The 20,993-nt window shown below is 56.4% G+C and carries 15 protein-coding genes; 7 read left to right on the top strand and 8 right to left on the bottom strand.

The features are described from left to right. Positions 1-22: 22 nt before the first annotated feature. Positions 23-973 carry an AraC family transcriptional regulator gene (locus AC1ME2_RS00585; protein ID WP_480438665.1) on the bottom strand — a complete coding sequence of 317 codons (951 nt, stop codon included), beginning with the start codon at positions 971-973 and terminating at the stop codon, positions 23-25. Between the two features lie 294 nt (positions 974-1,267). Between AC1ME2_RS00585 and AC1ME2_RS00580 the strand changes: the two genes are divergently transcribed. From AC1ME2_RS00580 to AC1ME2_RS00550, 7 genes are all read left to right on the top strand, one after another. Next, the gene (locus AC1ME2_RS00580; RefSeq protein WP_480442398.1) at positions 1,268-2,575 is read left to right on the top strand and encodes an ABC transporter substrate-binding protein; all 1,308 of its coding nucleotides are present in this window, start codon (positions 1,268-1,270) and stop codon (positions 2,573-2,575) included. Positions 2,576-2,641: 66 nt separating this feature from the next. Beyond that, positions 2,642-3,568: a carbohydrate ABC transporter permease gene (locus tag AC1ME2_RS00575; protein WP_480438663.1), complete on the top strand. Its 927-nt coding sequence runs from the start codon at positions 2,642-2,644 to the stop codon at positions 3,566-3,568. A gap of 10 nt (positions 3,569-3,578) precedes the next feature. Further along, positions 3,579-4,409, top strand: a complete 831-nt coding sequence (locus AC1ME2_RS00570) for a carbohydrate ABC transporter permease (RefSeq protein ID WP_054046221.1) — start codon at positions 3,579-3,581, stop codon at positions 4,407-4,409. Between the two features lie 70 nt (positions 4,410-4,479). Then, a complete protein-coding gene (locus AC1ME2_RS00565) occupies positions 4,480-5,577 on the top strand; it encodes an ABC transporter ATP-binding protein (RefSeq protein WP_480438662.1) in 1,098 nt (365 codons plus the stop codon). Between the two features lie 65 nt (positions 5,578-5,642). Further along, positions 5,643-6,416: an L-iditol 2-dehydrogenase gene (locus tag AC1ME2_RS00560; RefSeq protein ID WP_480438660.1), complete on the top strand. Its 774-nt coding sequence runs from the start codon at positions 5,643-5,645 to the stop codon at positions 6,414-6,416. Positions 6,417-6,795: 379 nt separating this feature from the next. Further along, on the top strand, positions 6,796-7,407 hold the full coding sequence (locus tag AC1ME2_RS00555; RefSeq protein WP_480438659.1) for an FMN-dependent NADH-azoreductase: 612 nt from the start codon (positions 6,796-6,798) through the stop codon (positions 7,405-7,407). Between the two features lie 377 nt (positions 7,408-7,784). After that, the gene (locus tag AC1ME2_RS00550; RefSeq protein WP_480438657.1) at positions 7,785-8,819 is read left to right on the top strand and encodes an alpha/beta hydrolase family protein; all 1,035 of its coding nucleotides are present in this window, start codon (positions 7,785-7,787) and stop codon (positions 8,817-8,819) included. Between the two features lie 68 nt (positions 8,820-8,887). Here the strand turns inward: AC1ME2_RS00550 and glgX are convergent, their stop codons facing one another. The 7 genes from glgX to AC1ME2_RS00515 form a co-directional block, all read right to left on the bottom strand. Then, complete coding sequence (glgX, locus tag AC1ME2_RS00545) at positions 8,888-11,083, bottom strand: glycogen debranching protein GlgX (protein WP_480438654.1); 2,196 nt, start codon at positions 11,081-11,083, stop codon at positions 8,888-8,890. Between the two features lie 156 nt (positions 11,084-11,239). After that, positions 11,240-11,548 carry a DUF2934 domain-containing protein gene (locus tag AC1ME2_RS00540; RefSeq protein WP_480438652.1) on the bottom strand — a complete coding sequence of 103 codons (309 nt, stop codon included), beginning with the start codon at positions 11,546-11,548 and terminating at the stop codon, positions 11,240-11,242. 27 nt (positions 11,549-11,575) lie between these two features. Then, a complete protein-coding gene (locus AC1ME2_RS00535) occupies positions 11,576-14,356 on the bottom strand; it encodes a malto-oligosyltrehalose synthase (RefSeq protein ID WP_480438650.1) in 2,781 nt (926 codons plus the stop codon). Beyond that, positions 14,353-16,434 (bottom strand): 4-alpha-glucanotransferase, encoded by a 2,082-nt coding sequence (gene malQ / locus AC1ME2_RS00530; RefSeq protein WP_480438648.1) that lies wholly within the window; start codon positions 16,432-16,434, stop codon positions 14,353-14,355. The genes AC1ME2_RS00535 and malQ overlap by 4 nt, the downstream gene beginning before the upstream one ends. Then, positions 16,427-18,238, bottom strand: coding sequence for a malto-oligosyltrehalose trehalohydrolase (treZ, locus tag AC1ME2_RS00525; RefSeq protein WP_480438645.1), 1,812 nt, complete (start codon positions 18,236-18,238; stop codon positions 16,427-16,429). Before treZ ends, malQ begins: the two co-directional genes overlap by 8 nt. A gap of 14 nt (positions 18,239-18,252) precedes the next feature. After that, positions 18,253-19,839, bottom strand: a complete 1,587-nt coding sequence (glgA, locus tag AC1ME2_RS00520; RefSeq protein WP_480438643.1) for a glycogen synthase GlgA — start codon at positions 19,837-19,839, stop codon at positions 18,253-18,255. Positions 19,840-20,559: 720 nt separating this feature from the next. Next, the gene (locus AC1ME2_RS00515; protein ID WP_480438640.1) at positions 20,560-20,745 is read right to left on the bottom strand and encodes a DUF6026 family protein; all 186 of its coding nucleotides are present in this window, start codon (positions 20,743-20,745) and stop codon (positions 20,560-20,562) included. Positions 20,746-20,993: the final 248 nt, after the last annotated feature.

The raw sequence follows: 20,993 nt of genomic DNA, 5'->3' as shown, positions 1-20,993 counted from the left end.
GCATCGACCGGGCATCATTCACTCAATGGGCTTTGGTGAAAGGCAGGGATTGATGGGCACCGTTGCGATTGAATAATGTCATCGCCGTTCCGCGACGATATTCGCTCGGTGTTTGTTCCATTTCGATACGGAAGTGCCTGTTGAAGTTAGAGAGGTTTTCATAGCCAACCTCAAAACAGATGTCAGCAACCGACATCTCTGTTTGCAACAATAGCCTGCAGGCGCGCTGGACCCTGAGCTTGCGCATGAGATCTATAAAACCGTGGCCGGTAATCCTTTTGAAGAAGCGCGAAAAACCTGGCTCGCTCATCTCCAGGCGCTGAGCGATAACCGACAGGCGAACGTCGCCTGTGAGCTCAGTCAGTAAATAGTCAAATGCCTTATTTATTCGCTCTGAACTGCGGGCATCCAATGTTGGCGCGTAGCAGACGCTGGCGAGCAAGTGAACCTCCTGCGATGGAGCTTTCGCCAGCGAGTTGATCAATTGCAGGAACAAAACCAAACGCTCGAGCCCTTGCGCCGGGCCGATGTCCTCGAGCAGTCGCGCTGCATATATAGCCGTTGCACCGGTGAACTCCAGGCCCCTGCGAGCACGTTCAAAAAGGTGTTGAAGCTCGCCCAACTCAGGCAACGTACCGCGCAAAGCCAAAATGGCTGCACCATCAAACTGCAGTACCACATCGCGTCCCGCCAGATATTCTCCCGGAGCCACATCACCTATCCAGTCATGAGGAAGGTCGGGGCCGATGAGCGCTACGTGACCTGCACCGAACGCACCTATGTAATCGCCCGCTACGAGCTTGCCGCTGCCTTGGCGAATCAGGTGAATTTCGAATTCAGGGTGATGGTTCCAGCGAGCCAGGGAGTAGGGGTAGTCGTGCTCATACCAGCGAAAGCAATGATCGGGCTCAGGGAGGATAACCTCCAGCTCGGCGGGTCGCTGCTCGAACAGAGCTGCTCGGCTATCAGGCATGGCATGCCCCTTTTATAGTTATTTGTTCTTCGTGTGCGACCAACATACGCCTTCTTGGTTGGCACCTGCTAGCTCACGTATTGCTTACGACTAATACTTTTTTGATCGTAGGCCGCTTCTCCGTGCTCGGTTAAAAAAGTATCAGTTGAGCATCCGCTATGCGTTTGTTCGGGCCTTTTTAAGCTGTTGTAATCGACTCGTCCACCATTGCGGGTCAGACGTATTTGATCAGCGGTGGTTAACAACAAAAATAATAGCTCCCGTCGTCCAAGGCGCGGAGCGGAGAGCACTATGATGAAAATCCAAAAAGCGCTTTTCCTTTCCGTTGGCCTATCCTTCGCCCTCGTCAGTCAAGCCGCCGAAACAGTGACCATTGCCACGGTGAACAATGGCGACATGATCCGTATGCAGCGGCTCTCCAAAATTTTTGAACAGCAGCATCCTGATGTGAAACTCAATTGGGTGGTGCTAGAAGAAAACGTTCTGCGTCAGCGCCTGACTACCGATATCGCCACTCAGGGTGGCCAATTCGACGTACTGACAATTGGTACCTACGAAACTCCACTCTGGGGTGCCAAAAACTGGCTCGAGCCGATTAGCGGGCTGTCGGTGGAATACGACCTTGAAGATATCTTCCCTTCAGTACGCCAAGGCTTGTCGGTCAACAACACGCTCTATGCATTGCCCTTCTACGGGGAAAGCACGATCACGTATTACCGCACCGATTTGTTCAAGCAAGCGGGCTTGAGCATGCCGGAACATCCGACCTGGACACAGCTCGGCGAATTTGCGTCCAAGCTTCACCAGACTGATAAAGGGCAGTACGGAATGTGCCTGCGCGGCAAGGCGGGGTGGGGTGAGAACATCGCTCTGCTAAGCACCATGGCAAACGCCTTCGGGGCCCGTTGGTTCGATGAAAAGTGGCAGCCGGAGATGACAAGCCCCGAGTGGACAGCGGCGGCACATTTCTACGTTGACACCCTCAAGAAGTATGGGCCTCCAGGCGTGTCGAGCAATGGTTTCAACGAAACCCTCGCCCTGTTTAACAGCGGTAAGTGCGCCATCTGGGTGGATGCCAGTGTCGCAGGCTCGTTCACCACGGACAAGGACCAGAGCAAGGTCGTCGACAGTGTGGGCTTCGCCCCTGCACCTACGGAAGTGACCGACAAAGGCTCGTCATGGCTGTATGCATGGTCATTGGCGATACCGGCAACCTCCAAGCACAAAGACACCGCAAAGGCCTTCATCACGTGGGCAACGTCTAAAGAATACATTCAGCTCGTCGCTGAAAAAGAGGGCATCACCAATGTGCCGCCAGGCACTCGGCAGTCCACTTACAACGACGCCTATCTGCACGCAGCGCCTTTCGCAAAAGTTACGTTGCAGATGATGCAGCACGCAGATCCCGAGCATCCATCAATCAAGCCTGTTCCTTACGTCGGTATCCAGTACGTAACCATTCCCGAGTTTCAGGCGATAGGCACTTCCGTAGGGAAGTTGTTTGCGGCGGCTCTCACTGGACAGATGTCGGTTGATCAAGCACTCGCCGCCGCACAGACCTCCACCGAACGTGAGATGAAGCGCGCCGGTTACCCGAAGTAATCGAACGGCTTAATGGCTCGGGGCGTCGGCCTCGGGCACACCTGCACCCAATCGGTTCTGATAGCTATGAATATTTCAACTGCCAAAGCTCATATGGACATTCCCCAGCCGGTGCGTAAAAGCCGGTTGGCCAATCCCGGCTGGTTTCTGGTCAGCCCTTCGGTGGCGTTGTTGCTGCTGTGGATGATCGTGCCGTTGGGCATGACTGTTTACTTTTCGCTGATTCGCTACAACCTACTGTACCCCGGTGAAAACGAGTTCGTCGGCCTCGAAAACTTCACCTATTTCCTTACGGATTCGGGCTTCCTCCCCGGCGCCACTAACACCTTGTTGCTGGTGGGCAGCGTGCTGCTGATCAGCGTGGTGCTCGGCGTCTTGATCAGCGCCTTGCTGGAGGCCAGTGAGTTTCTCGGTCGCGGCATCGTGCGGGTGATGCTGATCTCGCCGTTCTTCATCATGCCCACCGTCGGTGCACTGATCTGGAAGAACCTGATTTTCCATCCGGTGTCGGGGATTCTCGCCTACGTCTGGACGCTCTTCGGTGCGCAACCAGTGGACTGGCTAGCACACTACCCACTGCTGTCGATCATCATCATTGTGTCCTGGCAATGGCTGCCCTTCGCGATCCTGATTCTGATGACTGCGATGCAGTCCCTCGATCAAGAACAGAAAGAAGCCGCACGCCTCGACGGTGCCGGGCCGATTGCCATTTTCTGGCACCTGACCCTGCCGCATTTGGCACGGCCGATTGCGGTGGTGGTGATGATTGAAACCATCTTCCTGCTGTCGGTGTTCGCGGAAATCTTCACCACCACCAACGGTGGCCCTGGCTATGCCTCGACCAACCTCGCGTACCTGATCTACAACCAGGCACTGGTGCAGTTCGACGTCGGTATGGCGTCTGCGGGCGGCTTGATTGCGGTGGTGATTGCCAACATCGCGGCCATCGTGCTGGTGCGAATGATCGGCAAAAACCTGACAGACAAAGCCTGAGGCCTGCGCCATGACCCTTCAACAATCCCGTCGTCTGCAAAGCCTGCTGCTCGGCACCCTGGCCTGGGCCATCGCGATCCTGATCTTCTTCCCGATCTTCTGGATGGTGCTGACCAGTTTCAAAACCGAAATCGACGCCTTCGCCACGCCGCCACAGTTCATTTTCACGCCGACGCTGGAAAACTACCTACACATCAACGAGCGCAGCGATTACTTCAGCTTTGCCTGGAACTCTGTGGTGATTTCGTTCAGCGCCACGGCCCTGTGCCTGCTGATTGCGGTGCCAGCCGCCTACTCCATGGCGTTCTACGAAACCAAGCGCACCAAAGGCACGCTGCTGTGGATGCTCTCCACCAAAATGCTGCCGCCGGTGGGCGTGCTGATGCCGATCTACCTGCTGGCCAAGAGTTTTGGCCTGCTGGACACGCGCATTGCGCTGATCGTGATCTACACGCTGATCAACCTGCCGATTGTGGTCTGGATGATTTACACCTACTTCAAGGACATCCCCAAAGACATCCTCGAAGCCGCGCGTCTTGACGGCGCCACGCTGTGGCAGGAGATGGTGCGCGTGCTGCTGCCAATCGCCAAGGGTGGTCTGGCCTCCACGGTGCTGTTGTCACTGATCCTGTGTTGGAACGAAGCGTTCTGGTCACTGAACCTGACCTCGTCGAAAGCTGCACCGTTGACCGCGTTGATCGCTTCTTACTCGAGCCCTGAAGGATTGTTTTGGGCCAAATTGTCCGCAGTGTCGACGCTGGCCTGTGCGCCAATCCTGATCTTCGGCTGGATCAGCCAGAAGCAGCTCGTGCGTGGACTGTCGTTCGGCGCCGTCAAGTAACCCATGGATTTTTGCGAGCACGGATTGAAGGTTCGTACGGACTAAACCTAACAAAGCGGAGATTCATTTCATGGCCACTCTGAAAATAAAAAATCTGAAAAAAGGTTTCGAAGGTCTATCCATCATCAAGGGCATCGATCTCGACGTCCGCGATAAAGAATTTGTCGTTTTCGTCGGCCCATCGGGCTGCGGCAAATCCACTCTGCTGCGGCTGATTGCCGGCCTAGAGGAGGTCACCAGCGGCACCATCGAGCTTGATGGTCGCGACATTACCGAAGTCAGCCCAGCTAAGCGCGACCTGGCAATGGTTTTTCAAACCTATGCCTTGTACCCGCACATGACCGTTCGCAAAAACATGTCTTTCGCCCTGGATCTCGCAGGGGACAGCAAGCAGGACGTTGAGCGCAAAGTTACCGATGCAGCACGGATCCTGGAGCTGGAAAGGTTGTTGGAGCGCAAGCCGAAGCAGCTATCCGGAGGCCAGCGCCAACGAGTCGCTATCGGTCGAGCCATCGTGCGTAATCCGAAGATCTTCTTGTTCGACGAGCCGCTGTCCAACCTTGATGCCGCACTACGGGTGCAAATGCGCCTGGAGCTTTCGCGACTGCACAAAGAGCTTCAAGCCACCATGATCTACGTTACCCACGATCAGGTCGAAGCCATGACTCTCGCCACCAAGGTGGTGGTGCTTAACGGCGGTCGAATAGAGCAGATTGGCTCGCCGCTTGACCTTTATCACCAACCTGCAAATCTGTTCGTGGCCGGATTTTTGGGCACCCCAAAAATGGGATTTCTCAAGGCTGCTGTAGTTTCCAACACTCATCAAGGGGTAGAGGTCGAACTGGCATCCGGGCGGCGCCTGCTCATACCTCGTGACGGAAACACTCTGACTGTGGGCAATGAGGTCACTGTAGGCATACGTCCCGAACACCTCAGTCTGGATGATCAAGGACAACTGCCCATCACCACTGATGTCACCGAACGCCTGGGCAGCGACACCTTTTGCCACGTCGTCGCCAAGTCCGGTGAAGCACTCACCGTACGCGTAAACGGCGACTGCGATGTGGCATATGGAGAGCAGCGGTGGGTTGCGCTGGACGTTCTGCATTGCCATTTATTCGACGAGCACGGGAAGGCTATAGGCCCGTTAGCGCGTCTCGCTGCCTGACCAATACGCCATACCAATGCCCTCGATTGGGCGTACCCAATATTTAGATAACGGATGAACAATCAATGAAACGACTTGAAGGTAAAAGCGCGCTAGTTACCGGATCCGCCCGAGGCATTGGACGTACTTTTGCTCAGGCGTACATTCGTGAGGGGGCGACGGTCGCTATAGCTGACATCAACCTAGAGCGTGCTCAAGCCACTGCTTCCGAGTTAGGGCCTAACGCATACGCAGTAGAGATGGACGTTACCCATCAAGCGTCCATCGATGGTGCAATTGCCGCCGTCATTTCACAGACAGGTAAGTTGGATATCTTGATCAACAACGCCGCGTTGTTCGATCTGGCCCCCATTGTCGAGATCACCCGTGACAGCTTCGAGCGTTTGTTTTCGATCAACGTTGCAGGAACACTTTTCACCCTTCAGGCGGCTGCGCGTCAGATGATCAGTCAAGGGCATGGCGGCAAGATCATCAATATGGCCAGCCAAGCGGGTCGCAGGGGAGAGGCGCTCGTTGGTGTGTATTGCGCGACCAAAGCGGCAGTTATCAGCCTTACGCAGTCAGCGGGTCTGGATCTGATCAAACATGGGATCAATGTGAATGCCATCGCTCCAGGGGTCGTCGACGGTGAGCACTGGGATGGCGTCGATGCAATGTTCGCCAACTATGAGAATCGGCCATTGGGTCAAAAGAAAAAGCTGGTTGGTCAGGAGGTGCCGTTTGGACGGATGGGCACAGCTGACGATCTCACGGGCATGGCCATCTTTCTCGCCTCATCTGAGAGCGAGTACGTCGTGGCTCAGACCTACAATGTAGACGGTGGTAACTGGATGAGTTGATGTCCATCCGTCCTTTGTGATTTACAAGCCTATGCTCTCTTAATCCCGGGTTCCCCGATTCCGATTTTGGCGATTTGGGAACCGACCCGTTGGGAACCATTCGGCGATCTCGATATTGCAGTGGCTTGACTCGCTGATATTGGCGAACACCGAACGGAGATGGCTGCGACGGAGGCTTCTTTTGCTTAACAGCCCCAGAGCGCATTGAGGGGGGTAACTGGTATTCCCAGGAAAACGTTGAGATCTTGCATAAAAAGGACTCGACTGTTCTATACGTGGGACGAACTATCGCATTTTCGCTGACTAATCATCCATTGGTATGCACTGTAGGATTATCCGCACTTGATCGCCCGGCGGCGATCCCTATTTGGAGAGCCCAATGAAACTTCTGCATCTCGATTCCAGCATCCTTGGTGACCACTCTGCTTCTCGCCAACTCAGCCGCAGTGTCGTTCAGGCCTGGCAAGCAGTAGAACCGGACAGCCAAGTGACCTACCATGACCTGGCTAACGACGCACTGGATCACTTTTCTGCGGCCAGCCTTGCCGCTGCCGGGACGCCAAGCGAAGCACGCAATGCTGCGCAACAGGCCGAAGTCGACCTGAACGAAGCCACCCTGCAAGAGTTCCTGGCTGCCGACGTGGTTGTGATCGGCGCGCCGATGTACAACTTCACCATTCCAAGCCAACTCAAAGCCTGGATCGACCGAGTGACCGTCGCTGGCCGTACCTTCCGCTACAGCGAAACCGGGCCTGAAGGCCTGTGTGGCGGCAAAAAAGTCATCATCGTCTCCACTGCCGGTGGTCTGCACGTTGGCCAACCTACCAGCGTCGGTCACGAAGACCTGCTCAAGGTGCTGTTTGGTTTCATCGGTGTGACTGACCTGCAATTCGTCTTTGCCCATGGTTTGGCTTACGGTGACGAGCCTCGTGCCAACGCGATGATCGCCGCCCAGAAACACATCAGCGAAGAGTTGTTCGCAACCGCTTGATCGGTGCCTTGAGCTGCACCACACCGTACCCCGGAAACTCTACCGCCCTGCGTCGTGACGCAAGGGGCGGCAGAGTTTTTTGCGTTTGGCGCCATTGCAAACTCTATTTGCGACACAACCTCATCTTTGACGACGTCGTTACAGGTAACCGGGCTGGAATCGCAGTAAGATTGCACTCATAGGTTGTTGAACAGGCAATTTGGTCATTTAAGTGTTTTTTTTCATGTTTTTGAACATTTGGCTCGGCTTATGCACTATTTGTCGAGCAGCTACTCTAATAATTGTCCGCGCCGGAAGCGCGGACCCGTACAGAGCGCTGCAACTCGCAGCGGACTGTACAGCTCGCTTACTCGGATCTACACAGGTTGGGCCTTGCGATGGTGCGTCTTTGTGCGGTGATGTTGATATGCCTGCTTAGTGGCGTGATTTCGGTGCAAGTTGAAGCCGGTACTCACTGGAGCGCGGGGTTTCATCGCTTGACGTTTCTTGATCCGCTGGATTTACAGCCGATGAGTGCGATTGCCTTCTACCCGTCGAACGCCCCCCCAAAAATCAGCAAAGTCGATGGCTATCAGATTGATGCTACCGAAGATGTGACTGTCGCCATGGGGCGCTTTCCCCTCCTGATGTTATCCCACGGCAATACGGGCACGCCGCTGGCCCTGCATGACCTGGCGACCTCGCTGGCACGCAAAGGCTTTGTCGTCGTGGCGGTGATTCATCCCGGTGATAACTACCTGGACCACAGCCGTTTGGGCAGCTTGAGCAATTTATACGGGCGACCGCTGCAAATATCGGAAGCCATCAGTGCTGCATTGATGGACCCGATTCTTTCTGCTTATATCGACGCGCGGCAAGTCGGGGTAATCGGTTATTCGGCCGGTGGCGAAACCGCACTGATTCTGGCAGGCGCTCGACCTGATCTAAAACGCCTGCGCAAGTACTGTCTTGAACGGCCTCAGGACCGTGACGCGTGCACGAGGCAGGGCGAGCTGATTGCCGATCGGGATGATCTGCGACCTGAAGCGGACCCACGCGTCGGTGCGTTGATGTTGATGGCGCCGCTGAGCCTGATGTTCGGCCGTCATACGCTGGCGGACGTCCATGTACCCGTGCTGCTTTACAGTGGCGATGGTGATCAGTTGCTGGCCCTGGACAAAAATGCCGAGGCCTTGGCGCGCAAGCTGCCCCAAGCGCCGAATTTCAAACTGCTAGCAGGAGCCGGGCATTTCGTGTTCCTCGCGCCCTGTACTGAAGAGCAGCAAGTAAGCACGCCAGCCCTGTGTACAGATGCGGAAGGTGTCGACCGAGTAGACATTCACCGCAGCCTGAGCGTCGATGCTGTGCGCTTTTTCACTGAGACGTTGAGACAGCCAAGTCGTGCGGGTATGCAAACGGCACATCATGAATAAAACGTGCCCAGCGGGTTCACATCGGTATAGGCTTTTGCGCTAACCGAGGAACTCGCTGAGCGACTGACTCATGGCTGGTCTTCGCGATGCAGTTCGAACAGCAGCAAGGAACGGGCCGTTACGGCATATTCCGTATCGAATGGCAGGTGTTCCTTATCGTGGCTGTCAGGTTGATTGGTGTCCACCAGGCATATCCAGTAAATACCCTCAGGCACGTCGGGCAACTTGAAATTGACCACTTCGTGATGTGCATTGACCACCAGCAGTAACGTGGCATCGGCCCCGGGGCGGCGGATCCCGGAGACTTGTGCTCGGCCATCCATCAACATGCCCAAACAGCGACCGTTGCCATCTTCCCACTGCTCAACGCCCATCTCATTGCCGTCAGGCGATAGCCAAGTGACGTCCTTGACACCAATTTCTTCGTTGTAATTACCCACCAGAAAACGCCCGCGTCGCAGGATCGGATACGTCTGGCGCAACTTGATCAGGCGACGGACGAATTTGAGTAGCGACTTGCCGTCGTCATCCAGTTCCCAGTCCACCCAGCCAATTTCGCTGTCCTGGCAATAGGCATTGTTGTTGCCATGCTGGGTGCGGGCGAACTCGTCCCCGGCAACCACCATCGGTGTGCCTTGGGCGAACAGCAGCGTTGAAAAGAAATTGCGCATCTGGCGCAAGCGCAGTGCATTGATTTCAGGGTCATCTGTTGGACCCTCGGCGCCATGGTTCCAGGACAGGTTATTGTTGCTACCGTCCTGATTGTCCTCGTCGTTATCTTCGTTGTGTTTGTCGTTGTACGACACCAGATCGTGCAGGGTGAAGCCGTCATGGGCAGTGATGAAATTGACTGAAACGTAAGGTCGGCGCCCGCGCTGGTTAAACATCTCGCCAGAGGCGGTCATGCGTCCGGCAAAATCGGCCAGTTGGCCGTCGTCGCCTTTCCAGAATGCGCGCACGGTGTCGCGAAATTTATCGTTCCATTCCACCCATCCAGGAGGAAAACCACCCACCTGATAACCGCCGGGACCGCAGTCCCAAGGTTCGGCGATCATCTTCACCTGGCGCAGTACCGGGTCTTGGCGGCAGGCAACCAGGAAGCTGTGGCGCTCATTAAAACCGTCGTGATAACGGCCGAGAATCGTCGCAAGGTCAAAACGGAAGCCATCGACGTGCATTTCCGTTGCCCAATAGCGCAGCGAGTCGGTCACCATCTGCAGCACGCAGGGATGACTCAAGTCGAGGGTGTTGCCGGTACCTGAATCATTGATATATAAGCGTTTGTCGTCAGGCATCAAGCGATAATAGGAGGCGTTATCGATACCGCGCATCGACAGGGTTGGACCCAGTTCGTTGCCTTCTGCGGTGTGGTTATAGACCACGTCGAGGATCACTTCCAGGCCCGCATGGTGCATATGGGCGACCATTTCCTTGAACTCGGCGATCTTGCCGTAGGCCAGGTACCGCGGGTCTGGGGCGAAGAAGGCAATGCTGTTATAGCCCCAATAGTTGGTCATGCCTTTTTGCAGCAAATGCTGGTCATTGACGAACGCATGAATGGGCATTAGCTCCACCGAGGAGACGCCAAGCTTGCGAATGTGCTCGATGACCTCATCGACCATCAGACCGGAGAAGGTGCCGCGCAATTCCTCGGGAACGGCCGGATGGCGCATGGTGAACCCACGCACATGGGTCTCGTAAAGGATGGTTCGGTCCCACGGCACACTGACCCTTTGGTCGCGACCCCAAGTATAGGCAGGGTCGATTACCTTACTTTTTGGCACGAAAGGCGCGCTGTCACGCTCATCGAAACTCAGGTCGCCATCGGGGTGGCCAATGGTGTAACCGAACAGCGCTTCCGACCACTTCAGTTTGCCAACCAGTTGCTTGGCATAGGGGTCAATCAGCAGTTTATTGTGGTTGAAGCGGTGACCGTTCTGCGGGTCGTAGGCGCCATACACACGGTAGCCGTAGATCAGCCCTGGGTGGGCGTCGGGCAGATAACCGTGAAAAGTTTCGTCGGTGTACTCGGGAAGCTCGATGCGCTCCTGTTCGACGTCGCCTGCGGCATCGAACAGGCACAATTCGACCTTGGTGGCGTTGGCCGAGAACAGAGCGAAGTTAACGCCCAGACCGTCCCAGCTGGCGCCGAGCGGGAAGGGCAGCCCCTCCCGGATTCGCGACACAACGACGTCTGGTTTTACGTCATCTTTGTGGGCGTGTTGATCGTTCTCTTTCGCGGTAGTGGAGTGCTGTTTGCTCATATACATTCCTAGCGTCGGATGGTTTCTTAAAACGACCGAGGCCGCCATCGCAGCTTAGGGAACTCCGATGTTTGTTATGCATCTGTAGAACTACCGCAGGCGGCGATCGGGTTGAGCGCGAGCACTGCGGCAGTGAACGTTGCAGCCCCCTGAAAATCAAGTCGCCGCGGGTTTGCCAGGTGCTTTTGGTTTCTTCGCAGGTGCGGCTTTTGGTATCGGGGGAGGACTCGTCGCAGATTTTGACGCAGCTTTTGATGCGACAGGTTTCGCATCGCTAGCACCATCAAGCTTTGGCAGCTTGGGTTTGGTCGTCTTCTTCAGGTCTTTTTTGTTTGGCGACAACGCCTCAGCTTCAGCCAGTTTACGGGCCATCTCCCAATGCCGTTCTTCCTGGCCGTGAGGTTTACCCTCGGACTCCCAGATCTGATAGGCAAAATCGCGGATTCGTTTTTCGTCGGCACTCATCTCGACACTCCCAATTTATGACGCAGATTAAAAAATAAGGTTTACAGAAAAATCCTTGAGCGCTGAGCTTAGCAACAGCTCCTTGTTCGTTGTGACTACCTGCTCTGAAAAAAGTCCCTTCCAGCTACGACCTGAATCATCGAACGGTAAAATGACCCGTGTATCGCCCCAGCTACTGGCATTGATCAATGGAGTTTGTGCGGTGCCCAATAGTTCACTGCTCAACCGTGGCGCAATAACGACTGCAGACTGCCCGTCGATCACCCGCGCAAAGGCCACAACCTGCTCTGCATGCAGACCGACCACCTGCAAAGGAAGATAGCTTCCTCGGCTGAACAGCAACGAATGCTTTGCCCGCAGGCCCAACACCTTGCTGATCAAGGCTTGTTTGATTCGCCCATCTTGCCAGTTCTCCAATAACTCGTCAGCGTTCGGAGATTGATTGAGTGCATGCACCCGAGCGGAATAATCCACGGGGCGGCGGTTGTCAGGATCGACCAGGCTCAAGTCCCAGAACTCAGTGCCCTGATACATATCAGGTACGCCGGGGACCGTCATGCGCAGCAGCGTTTGGGTCAGGCTGTTAAGCGCCCCAGCCGTTGCGATACGGTTCGCGGTCGCACCAACAGACTGGCGCAAGGCCAAGCCCTCAGGTGCTAACAGCACGCGATTGAGGAAATTCCGGCAAGCACTTTCATAGGGCTCGTTCGGCGCGCTCCAACTGCTCTGCAATTTGGCTTCGCGCAGGGCTTTTTCCTGCCACTGCACCACACGTTCGGCGTAGTCCTTGAGCGCGTGTTCGTCGTCCATATTCAGCGTTAGCGGCCAACTGCCAAGCAGTGTTTGATAGAGCATCAACTCGTCACCGGCGCTAATACTGATCTCACCCTCTTTGAGAGGCATCGCCAATTGGCGCCAACGCTCAACTTGTTCGGTGTACCAGCCCGCGCACTCGCTTAACACGGCCAAGCGCGTGCGACTGTCTTCGCCACGCTTGTGGTCATGAGTGGCGGTGGCCAGCAGATTGTCCGGAAATGTTTCGGCACGGCGGATATTGGCTTCATGGAAGCTGATAGTCGGTGCGCTGAAGTGCTGCGGATCAAAGCCAACGTCATTGCGCGAGAGCAGCACCGCCGAGCGATAGAACGAGGTGTCTTCCACCGATTTGGCCGCCACCGGTGACGTCAGTTGCTGGAAGCGCACACAGGCATGGCGATGAATCTTGCGCAAATGCCCTCGTGGCAATTCGCGCCACGGTTGGCCTCCGAGCCAGCATTGCAGGTAATCAAGCACCGGCCAATCGGCTTCGCTGAGCGTGAGTCGGGCACCTTCGAGCGCGTGCTGGAAGAAACGATCATCTTCGGCCGAGCGTCCGCACGCGCTGATGTAGGTGCGATAAATCGGGAAATTCACCACCAATGCCAACAATGCTCGACGAATCGCGCCATAGGTCAAATCACGGCTCATCAGGTCGCTGCGGGCCACTTGCAGCAAGGCTTGGGCGACGCTTTCGAAATCCCCGGCCAACGAGCCGTGCAACACAAGGTCGCGCGCTTCCAGCACTTCCTGGTTGAAGTTGGCGGTGCGCTCGCTGAACCGACTCCACAACTCGCCGAGGGGGGCTTCGCCTTTAGGGTCATGCAGCAGCAACGACACCTGATTCATGAAGTCGTAGCCAGTGGTGCCATCGACGCCCCAATCCTCAGACAGATACTCATCCGGACCGAGAATCTTCTCGACGAAGATGGGCAGATGACTCAACTGTGCCGTCGGCGGACGCTGGGCCAGCAAACCGTCAACCCGGCGTCGCAACTTGCGACAATAAGCACGTGGGTCGGCCAAGCCATCGATGTGATCGATGCGCAGCCCATCCACCAGGCCCTCGCTGATCAGCTCGAAAATCTTGCCGTGGGTGGCTTCGAACACGATCGGGCGCTCGACACGCAGCCCACCGAGTTCGTTGATATCGAAAAATCGCCGCCAATTAATATCGTCGCCAGCGGTGTGCCAACTGGCCAACCGGTAATGCTGGCGCTCAAGCAGCGCATGCAGTCGCTCAAAGCCCTCTGGCTGACGGGAATCGAACTGCAAAAGGCAGTGTTCGATGGCCTGCCGGATATCGGCTTGTTGCGCCAGCGCTGCCAGTTCGGTGCGCGCCTGTCGGGCCCGTTCATAGGCTTGCGGGTACTGGTCGAGGACGGCAAATCGCTGGACCAACTCACTCAGTTGCGGATGCTGAGCGGCATTGAGCAGCGGTGCATAGGTCGTCGGGCAGATTGGAAAGTGATGCTGGTAATGCTCTATATAGAATGCGCCCTGTAGGGCATTGAACCGCAGCGGTATTTCGCCTGCCTGTAACACCTTGCCGTAATCACTGCTGAGAAAGGGCAGCAGCAATTGGCCTTCCAATAGCGGGTCCGGCGAATGCCACTGGATGTCGAAAAAATCGGCATAGGGGCTGTTACGGCCCCATTCCAGCAGATCGAGCCACCAGGGGTTGTCCGCACCACCCACCGCCATGTGATTAGAAACAATGTCGAGAATCAGGCCCATGCCCTGCGTGCGCAGGGCGCTGACCAAACGCCGCAATGCCGGTTCGCCGCCCAGTTCCGGGTTGATGACGCGCGGATCGACCACGTCGTAGCCGTGCATCGACCCGGCGCGCGCTTTGAGCAGCGGTGAAGCATAAAGATGGCTGATGCCCATACTGGCGAAATAAGGGACCAACGGCACAGCGTCGTCGAGGGTGAAGTCCTTATGGAATTGCAGGCGCTGTGTTGCTCGCAGCGGTTTGAACGGTGCATTCATTGGTCTCGCTCCGCCGCTTGCTGGCGTGCCAGGGACAGCGACTCCAGGCGTCGGGCCGCATCATTGCCATTGAGCAGGGTGGCGCAGTCACCGGGTAGACGCCGGCGCCAGTTGGGGTGGCTGTCGGTGGTTCCCGGCAGATTGAACTGCTCCTCGACGCCCAGCAGATCCTCCATGGGCAGCAATACAAGCGGCGCACGCGTGTGGCCCAGGTAACGGATGCTGGCATCAATGATCTGAGTGCTTTCGCTGAAGTCGTTGCGAAAATTGGCTGAGTCCTGACTCAAGGCATGCCGCAGGCCGGCACGCTCGCGTCGGCGTCCCTCACGCCAATTGCGTTCGGCCTGTTCGTCAAGGTGACCCAGTTTGCTGTTCCAATCGATGTCGCGTTCCGCCCACCAGCCAGCAAGGGTCGGCAAATCATGGGTGCTGGTAATCGCAAGCGCTTGGTCGGACCATTTCAGAACAGGTTTGAAATGGGCGTTGTGGTCTTGTTCAAACAGCAGGACGCGCATGCCAAGAATCGCCCGGGCCGATAGCTTGTCGTGCAAGCCTTCGGGGACGGTGCCGAGGTCTTCGCCAAGCACAACAGCTTTGTGCCGCCAGGATTCTAGCGCCAGCAAGCGCAGCATGTCGTCCAACGGGTAATTTAGGTACGCGCCTTCGCTGGGTGGCGAACCCACCGGCACAACCCAGAGCCGTTGCAGGCCCATGATGTGATCGATGCGCAAGCCTCCCGCATGAGCGAAGTTCGCCTGGAGCATCTCGATAAAAGCGCGGAAACCGTTGCGCTTCAGGCCATCGGGTGAGAACGCCGAAATGCCCCAGCTTTGCCCTGTGCGGTTAAGAATGTCTGGAGGCGCACCCACCGTCAGGGCCGAAAGCAGCTCGTCCTGGCGGCTCCAGGCTTGACTGCCGGCACCGTCGGCACCTACCGCCAGGTCGGCGATCAGGCCGATCCGCATCCCGCTGCTGCGCGCAGCCGTCTGCGCACGCTCCAAGCAACGAGACATCAGCCATTGAACGAACGCATGGAAGCGGATCTGTTCCTGATGGTCAGCGGCGAACTCGGCGATAGACTCGCCCCGTGGGTTCTTGAAAGCGTCCGGCCATTCGCGCCAATCCTGACTCATGCCAAGGTTGGCGCATTGAGCTTGCAAGGCTTCGAAACGGCAGTGGTTCTCCAGCGCTTCACCGCCACACTGGCGGAAGCTGTTGAAATCATCCTGCAACGGATGCGCTCCGCTGCAAAACCCCCTGTATAGCGCGTGCAGTAATGTCCACTTGGCCTGCGCGGCACCAGGCCAGTCGATCAGCGGCAATGCCTCAAGACGTTCAAGCTCTGCGCCAAGTTCGGTTTCGTCAATGGCTGTACGCAGCGCTTGCTCGCCAAGAATGGTCCCGGGCGATGCATACAACGCATTGAGAAATAAACGGCTGGAGGGGGAGTAGGGGCTGTACCGCTGCGTGTCGTTGGCAAACATTGCGTGGACCGGGCTGATGGCCAAAGCATCCGCACCACGTTCACCGGCTGAACGGGCCAGGGCTTCCAGTGCCTGGGTATCGCCAAAACCACCATCACCTTGACGTCGCAGCCCGTACAGCTGCACGGTCAACCCCCAGGCGCGTGGAACGCCGGTTTCGGTGGCCATGGCCATGCTGTAGCAAGTTGCTGGCGCGACAGCCAAGGTCACGTGCTGCCCGGCGATATTCAGCTGCTGATACCCGACAGGCGCCATGGCGGGCAGTTGGGCAGTGGCTGTCAGCTGGGCGTTGATGATGTCGCCGTCTTCGAGTTTCAGCACAAAAGGTGTTTCTGGGGCGAACCAGGCCGACAAATCCAGCGGGCTGCCATGATCGACCGTCAGCAGCGGTGGCGCGGTGCCTGGCTTGCTGGCCTCGTTAAGACGATGCAGGCTGATGCCGATGGCCTCGGTGGTGCCGGCAGGGTAGCCTAAGCCATCCAGAACCGTGCGCAGCGCCTCAGGGCTTACGGTCTGCGGCTGGCCGTTGGCATCAATCCAATCGACGGCCAGTCCGGCCCGCACAGCCAATGTCTGCAGTAACTCATTACTCATCCTGTTCCTCCAAAACGTCGGTCGTTATCAGGCTGACAATGGCCGTGTAGGGGTTGAGGGTGCCCCGTTGCGAAAGTTCTGCCGCACCGGGCAGACTTTCAAAAAGAACGCTGTCCAGACAGTTGGCGGCCAGGTTGACCGTCCGTTCGCCGAGGTTGAGGTCGATGCGCAAGACACTGCCATCACCCATGCGCCAGCGAGCGGTGACGGCGCCTTCGTCCAGCATCTCGGCGCCCAGTGCCTGAGCCCCTGACAGGCGCGGAATAATGTCGCGATGGCGAATGCTCAATAGGTGTTGGTACAGCGCTAGCCAGCGTTGATGAGTGGCGCCTTTTTCGGTGTCCAAATACACGGCCTCGTAAGCTGGGCGCGATGCCTCGAACGTGCTGTGTGCATTGGGGTCCGGGATGTGCTCACGCTGCTCTTCATTGGAAAACGCCGGAAAGTCGGCAAATTCCGCGCGACGGCCTTCACGCACCGCATCGGCCAACTCGCCGTGGTGACTGGTGAAGAACAGGAAGGGTTCGCTCGCCGCCCATTCATCGCCCATGAACATCAACGGAATCATGGGCGAGAGCAAGAGCAACACGGTGGCCGCTTCCAAGGCAGGACCTGCGCTTAATTGTGGTAGACGTTCGCCAAAGGCGCGGTTGCCGACTTGATCGTGATTCTGCAGGAACAGCACAAACGCGCTGGGTGGTAAATGTCCGCTGGGTTGCCCACGATTATTTCCGTGGCGATTATTCTCACCCTGATAGATGAAGCCTTGGCTCAGGCAGCGAGCGAGTTTTTGCGTAGGCTCGTCGACGAAGTCGGCGTAGTAAGCATCACTTTCGCCGGTCAGCAGTACGTGCAGCGCGTTGTGGCCGTCATCGTTCCACTGCGCATCGAAGCCTTGATTCAGCAAGCTGGCTTCGTTGAACTCGTTTTCCAGAGTGAGCCATACATGGCGGGGCGGCTCGATCTGCTGGCGCACCCGTCGTGCAAGTTCCTGAAGGAATGTCGGATCATGGATGGCGTGTACCGCGTCCAGGCGCAGGCCGTCGAAGCGATACTCGAGCAACCACATCAAGGCGTTATCAATAAAGAAGTCGCGCACTTCCTGGCGGCGGAAGTCGATGGCCGACCCCCAGGGTGTTTCCACGTCGTCGCGGAAAAAGCCTTTGGCGTATTTGCCCAGATAGTTGCCGTCCGGGCCGAAGTGGTTGTAGACCACGTCGAGAATCACCATCAAGCCATGACCGTGCGCGGCATCGATCAGATGTTTGAGCTGGTCGGGTGTGCCATAGGTCGATTGCGGTGCATAAGGCAACACACCGTCATAGCCCCAGTTACGCCCGCCGGGGAACTGCGCCAAGGGCATCAATTCAATAGCGGTAATGCCCAGTTTGGCGAGCCGTGGCAAATGCTTTTCGACCTCGGCATACCCCCCCAATACCCCGACATGCAGTTCATAGATGACGGCTTCCTGCCATCGCCGTCCGAGCCAGTCGCCGTGCACCCAGCGATAAGTCAAAGGGTCGACCACTACGCTGGCTGAATGCACATCTGACACCTGGGCACGGGAAGCCGGATCAGGGACTTTCATCTCTCCGTCGATGTTATAGCGATAGCGACTGCCCGCAGGACAACGGGCCTCCAGTACAAACCAGCCATTGTCCTGCGGCAGCATGGCCAGTGATTGCCTGTCTTCGAGCTCAACACTGACGAAATAGGCATCCGGTGCCCAGAGGGCAAACCGGGTGTGTTCAGGGTCCACTAATACGGCGCCGTGGCGCCAGTTTTCATCCGTGCGCAGAGGCATCCGTTAACCCCTTTTTAATAATGAATAGACGCACCTGCATTCTTTTTCAGCAACTCCTGGTACAGCTCGGCGTAAGGCTCCACAGCTTGATGCCAATTGAAGGGTGCGGCCATGGCGCGGCAGCGCATTGCATTGAGCAGCTCTGGATTGGCGAAAACCTTGATCGCCCGTGTCAGTGCCTCGGCGTAGCTTTCCACAGTTGATTCTTCGAACAGAAAACCGGTCACACCATCTTCGATGGTGTCGGCCAGACCGCCGGTTTTACGCGCCACTGGCAGGGAGCCAAAACGCTGGGCGTACATCTGGCTCAAGCCGCAAGGCTCATAACGCGAAGGCATTAGCAAGAAATCGCTGCCTGCAAACATGCGTCGGGCATCCGTTTCGTTGAACCCGATGCGCACACCGATTTGACCTGGGAAACGCAGGGCCAGTTCACGCATAGCCTGCTCTTCCTCCGGTTCACCGCGTCCAATGATTGCAATTTGTCCGCCCTGATTGACGATGTGCTCGGCAACGCCAATGGTCAGGTCCAAACCTTTCTGGAAGACCAATCGCGAGACCACGGCAAACAGGGGGCCTTGGGATGGATCAAGTTCAAACAGCTCTCGAACGTGATCGGCATTGATTTCCTTGCGCTGCCACTCGTTTGGGGCAAATCGGCAAATCAAGTGTTCATCGGTTGTCGAATCCCAACTGGCGTCGATGCCGTTCGGGATCCCGCTGAGTAGCCCTTGGTTAGCCTTGCTTTGCAGAAAACCTTCCAGGCCACAGCCAAACGCTGGCGTGGTGATTTCCTTGGCATAGGTTGCGCTTACGGTGGTGATATGGCTGGCATACGCCATACCGGCCTTTATGAACGAGAGCTTGCCGTAAAACTCCATCCCGTCGGCGCCCAGAGCCTGATCGGGAATACCCAATTCGCGACTGGAGCCGGTGCTGACAGTGCCTTGATACGCCAGGTTATGGATGGTGAAGATACTGGGCGTCGTCTGACCACGCCAGCGCATATACGCTGGCGCCAAACCGGCAGGCCAATCGTGGGCATGAACCAGTTCAGGGCACCACTGGGTTTTCACTGCGCCTGCAGCGAAATCGGCTGCCGCAAGGCCCAGTCGGGCGAAGCGGATATGGTTGTCAGACCAATCACGGCCATTGTTATCGCCGTAAGGTGTGCCTGCGCGTTCATACAGTTCAGGGCAGATCAGAACGTAGATCACCAGACCGTCTTTCATGTCCATTCGGCCGATCTTGCACGGCGGCAGGGCCGCGTAGCCACCCAGCTCACTGATGATATGGATCGGATTGCCACTATTCAGCACTTGGGGGTAGCCGGGAATCAGCACGCGTACATCGTGCAGGTGGCGCATGGCTCGCGGCAGTGCGGCAGACACATCGCCCAGACCTCCGGTTTTCACCAGATCAGCCAACTCCGATGTCACAAACAGAATTTTTCTTCTGTTCGACAGGTTAATACTTGGCTGTGAAGTCGGCAGTTGCAGCATTGGAACGCTAGTCGAAGCGAAGACCGGCAGATGGGTCAGCTCGCTGGCCGGCTGGTTAAAACTCTCTCCCTTCTGGGTTTTGACAGCGGCGCTAATCATCTTTTTCTCCCATTCAATTCAGTATTGGTGCAGCACTCGAGTTGTTATGGGCCATGTCCTATGGCCGGTCACACAACCACTACGCAAGATCAGTACCCATTTACCGATCTTACGGTGATAGGACGAGGTTATAGAGCCCTAACTCGGGTTAAGCCAATAGCTTAGGCTCTCTTTTATGATGACCTACGGGTATAGGACAAAGTTTCTACTTTATTTTTACGAACCCGTCTAGCTGGCGGACTGGCGGCAAGTGATCCCTCAAAAAATGACAGACGACCACGTATTTACCACTCCATTTGAGGTTTTATGAGGCACCCAAACGTACAAAAGCGCCCTTACCGTTCGTCGGATTGTTCGACAATTTACCCGCTTGGTACATCGGGAGCGATAAAACCACTCGGTATCAGGAGCTTTGAAAATGGGGGGCCAGGACTGCCTGTGCCATTTTTTGGTGCGCGCTGCTGTTTTTTTGGGGCGGGATTAGGTTTTTTTTGAAGAAGACGGGTACAGGGGCGTGGGGTATTGCAGGGTGTGTCTAGCGCGACGAATCAGAATAAATGCAGATAATTGCATCAGAATTTTCTGAGCCTCAGGACTTCAAGGAATACCGTAAAACGGACGGTGCGCGGAGGATGGATGCATTCAATGTTGAGGCGCAGCCGAGCAAGCCAACGCCCTGCCAAGGAGGGTTTGGCTTGCAAAGAGAGCTTGAAGATTGTGTCAGTTGAGCGCTTGCAGGGCGTAGGTCGAGCCGGTCAATTGAGACTGGGACTCTTGCAGCAGCAAGATCAGATGGGCGACTTTGTTCTGCAGTTGCTCGCGCTCGTCCTTGAGTTGTTTCAGCTCATCACGACGGATACTGACATACAGGGTCTGGGGTGGACGTGCTGCTAGTAATGTGCCCATTGCTCACCTCGCAAATGGTATGTTTCAACCCGGCTTTCAGCGCGGGGGCAGCCTTATGGAAGCCTGAACCACCTTTGCCAACCGCTATCGACGCCAATTCTGATTTCTTTTTCTCGACAAGGGAACTTTTTATTTTTTATGGTCTCCGCCGTTTCAATGTCCTCGGAAGCGCGGGCTGGGAAGCAGGCTCATTTCATCGTCCCGCCCTGATGCGAACTATGTCGGAGCTCTCTGGACTAACCCTTTGT

The sequence above is a fragment of the Pseudomonas sp. ASL9 genome (assembly GCF_056680335.1).
This window is presented reverse-complemented; position numbering and strand designations above follow the sequence as displayed.

What these genes read in the sequence shown, in the direction of transcription:
- AC1ME2_RS00555 (WP_480438659.1), top strand. Translation starts at nt 6,796, where the DNA reads ATGAAACTTCTGCATCTCGATTCCAGCATCCTTGGTGACCACTCTGCT.
- AC1ME2_RS00515 (WP_480438640.1), bottom strand. Translation starts at nt 20,745, where the DNA reads ATGGGCACATTACTAGCAGCACGTCCACCCCAGACCCTGTATGTCAGT.
- AC1ME2_RS00535 (WP_480438650.1), bottom strand. Translation starts at nt 14,356, where the DNA reads ATGAATGCACCGTTCAAACCGCTGCGAGCAACACAGCGCCTGCAATTC.
- treZ (WP_480438645.1), bottom strand. Translation starts at nt 18,238, where the DNA reads ATGCCTCTGCGCACGGATGAAAACTGGCGCCACGGCGCCGTATTAGTG.
- AC1ME2_RS00580 (WP_480442398.1), top strand. Translation starts at nt 1,268, where the DNA reads ATGAAAATCCAAAAAGCGCTTTTCCTTTCCGTTGGCCTATCCTTCGCC.
- AC1ME2_RS00565 (WP_480438662.1), top strand. Translation starts at nt 4,480, where the DNA reads ATGGCCACTCTGAAAATAAAAAATCTGAAAAAAGGTTTCGAAGGTCTA.
- glgA (WP_480438643.1), bottom strand. Translation starts at nt 19,839, where the DNA reads ATGATTAGCGCCGCTGTCAAAACCCAGAAGGGAGAGAGTTTTAACCAG.
- AC1ME2_RS00540 (WP_480438652.1), bottom strand. Translation starts at nt 11,548, where the DNA reads ATGAGTGCCGACGAAAAACGAATCCGCGATTTTGCCTATCAGATCTGG.
- AC1ME2_RS00570 (WP_054046221.1), top strand. Translation starts at nt 3,579, where the DNA reads ATGACCCTTCAACAATCCCGTCGTCTGCAAAGCCTGCTGCTCGGCACC.
- AC1ME2_RS00575 (WP_480438663.1), top strand. Translation starts at nt 2,642, where the DNA reads ATGAATATTTCAACTGCCAAAGCTCATATGGACATTCCCCAGCCGGTG.
- AC1ME2_RS00585 (WP_480438665.1), bottom strand. Translation starts at nt 973, where the DNA reads ATGCCTGATAGCCGAGCAGCTCTGTTCGAGCAGCGACCCGCCGAGCTG.
- glgX (WP_480438654.1), bottom strand. Translation starts at nt 11,083, where the DNA reads ATGAGCAAACAGCACTCCACTACCGCGAAAGAGAACGATCAACACGCC.
- AC1ME2_RS00560 (WP_480438660.1), top strand. Translation starts at nt 5,643, where the DNA reads ATGAAACGACTTGAAGGTAAAAGCGCGCTAGTTACCGGATCCGCCCGA.
- malQ (WP_480438648.1), bottom strand. Translation starts at nt 16,434, where the DNA reads ATGAGTAATGAGTTACTGCAGACATTGGCTGTGCGGGCCGGACTGGCC.
- AC1ME2_RS00550 (WP_480438657.1), top strand. Translation starts at nt 7,785, where the DNA reads ATGGTGCGTCTTTGTGCGGTGATGTTGATATGCCTGCTTAGTGGCGTG.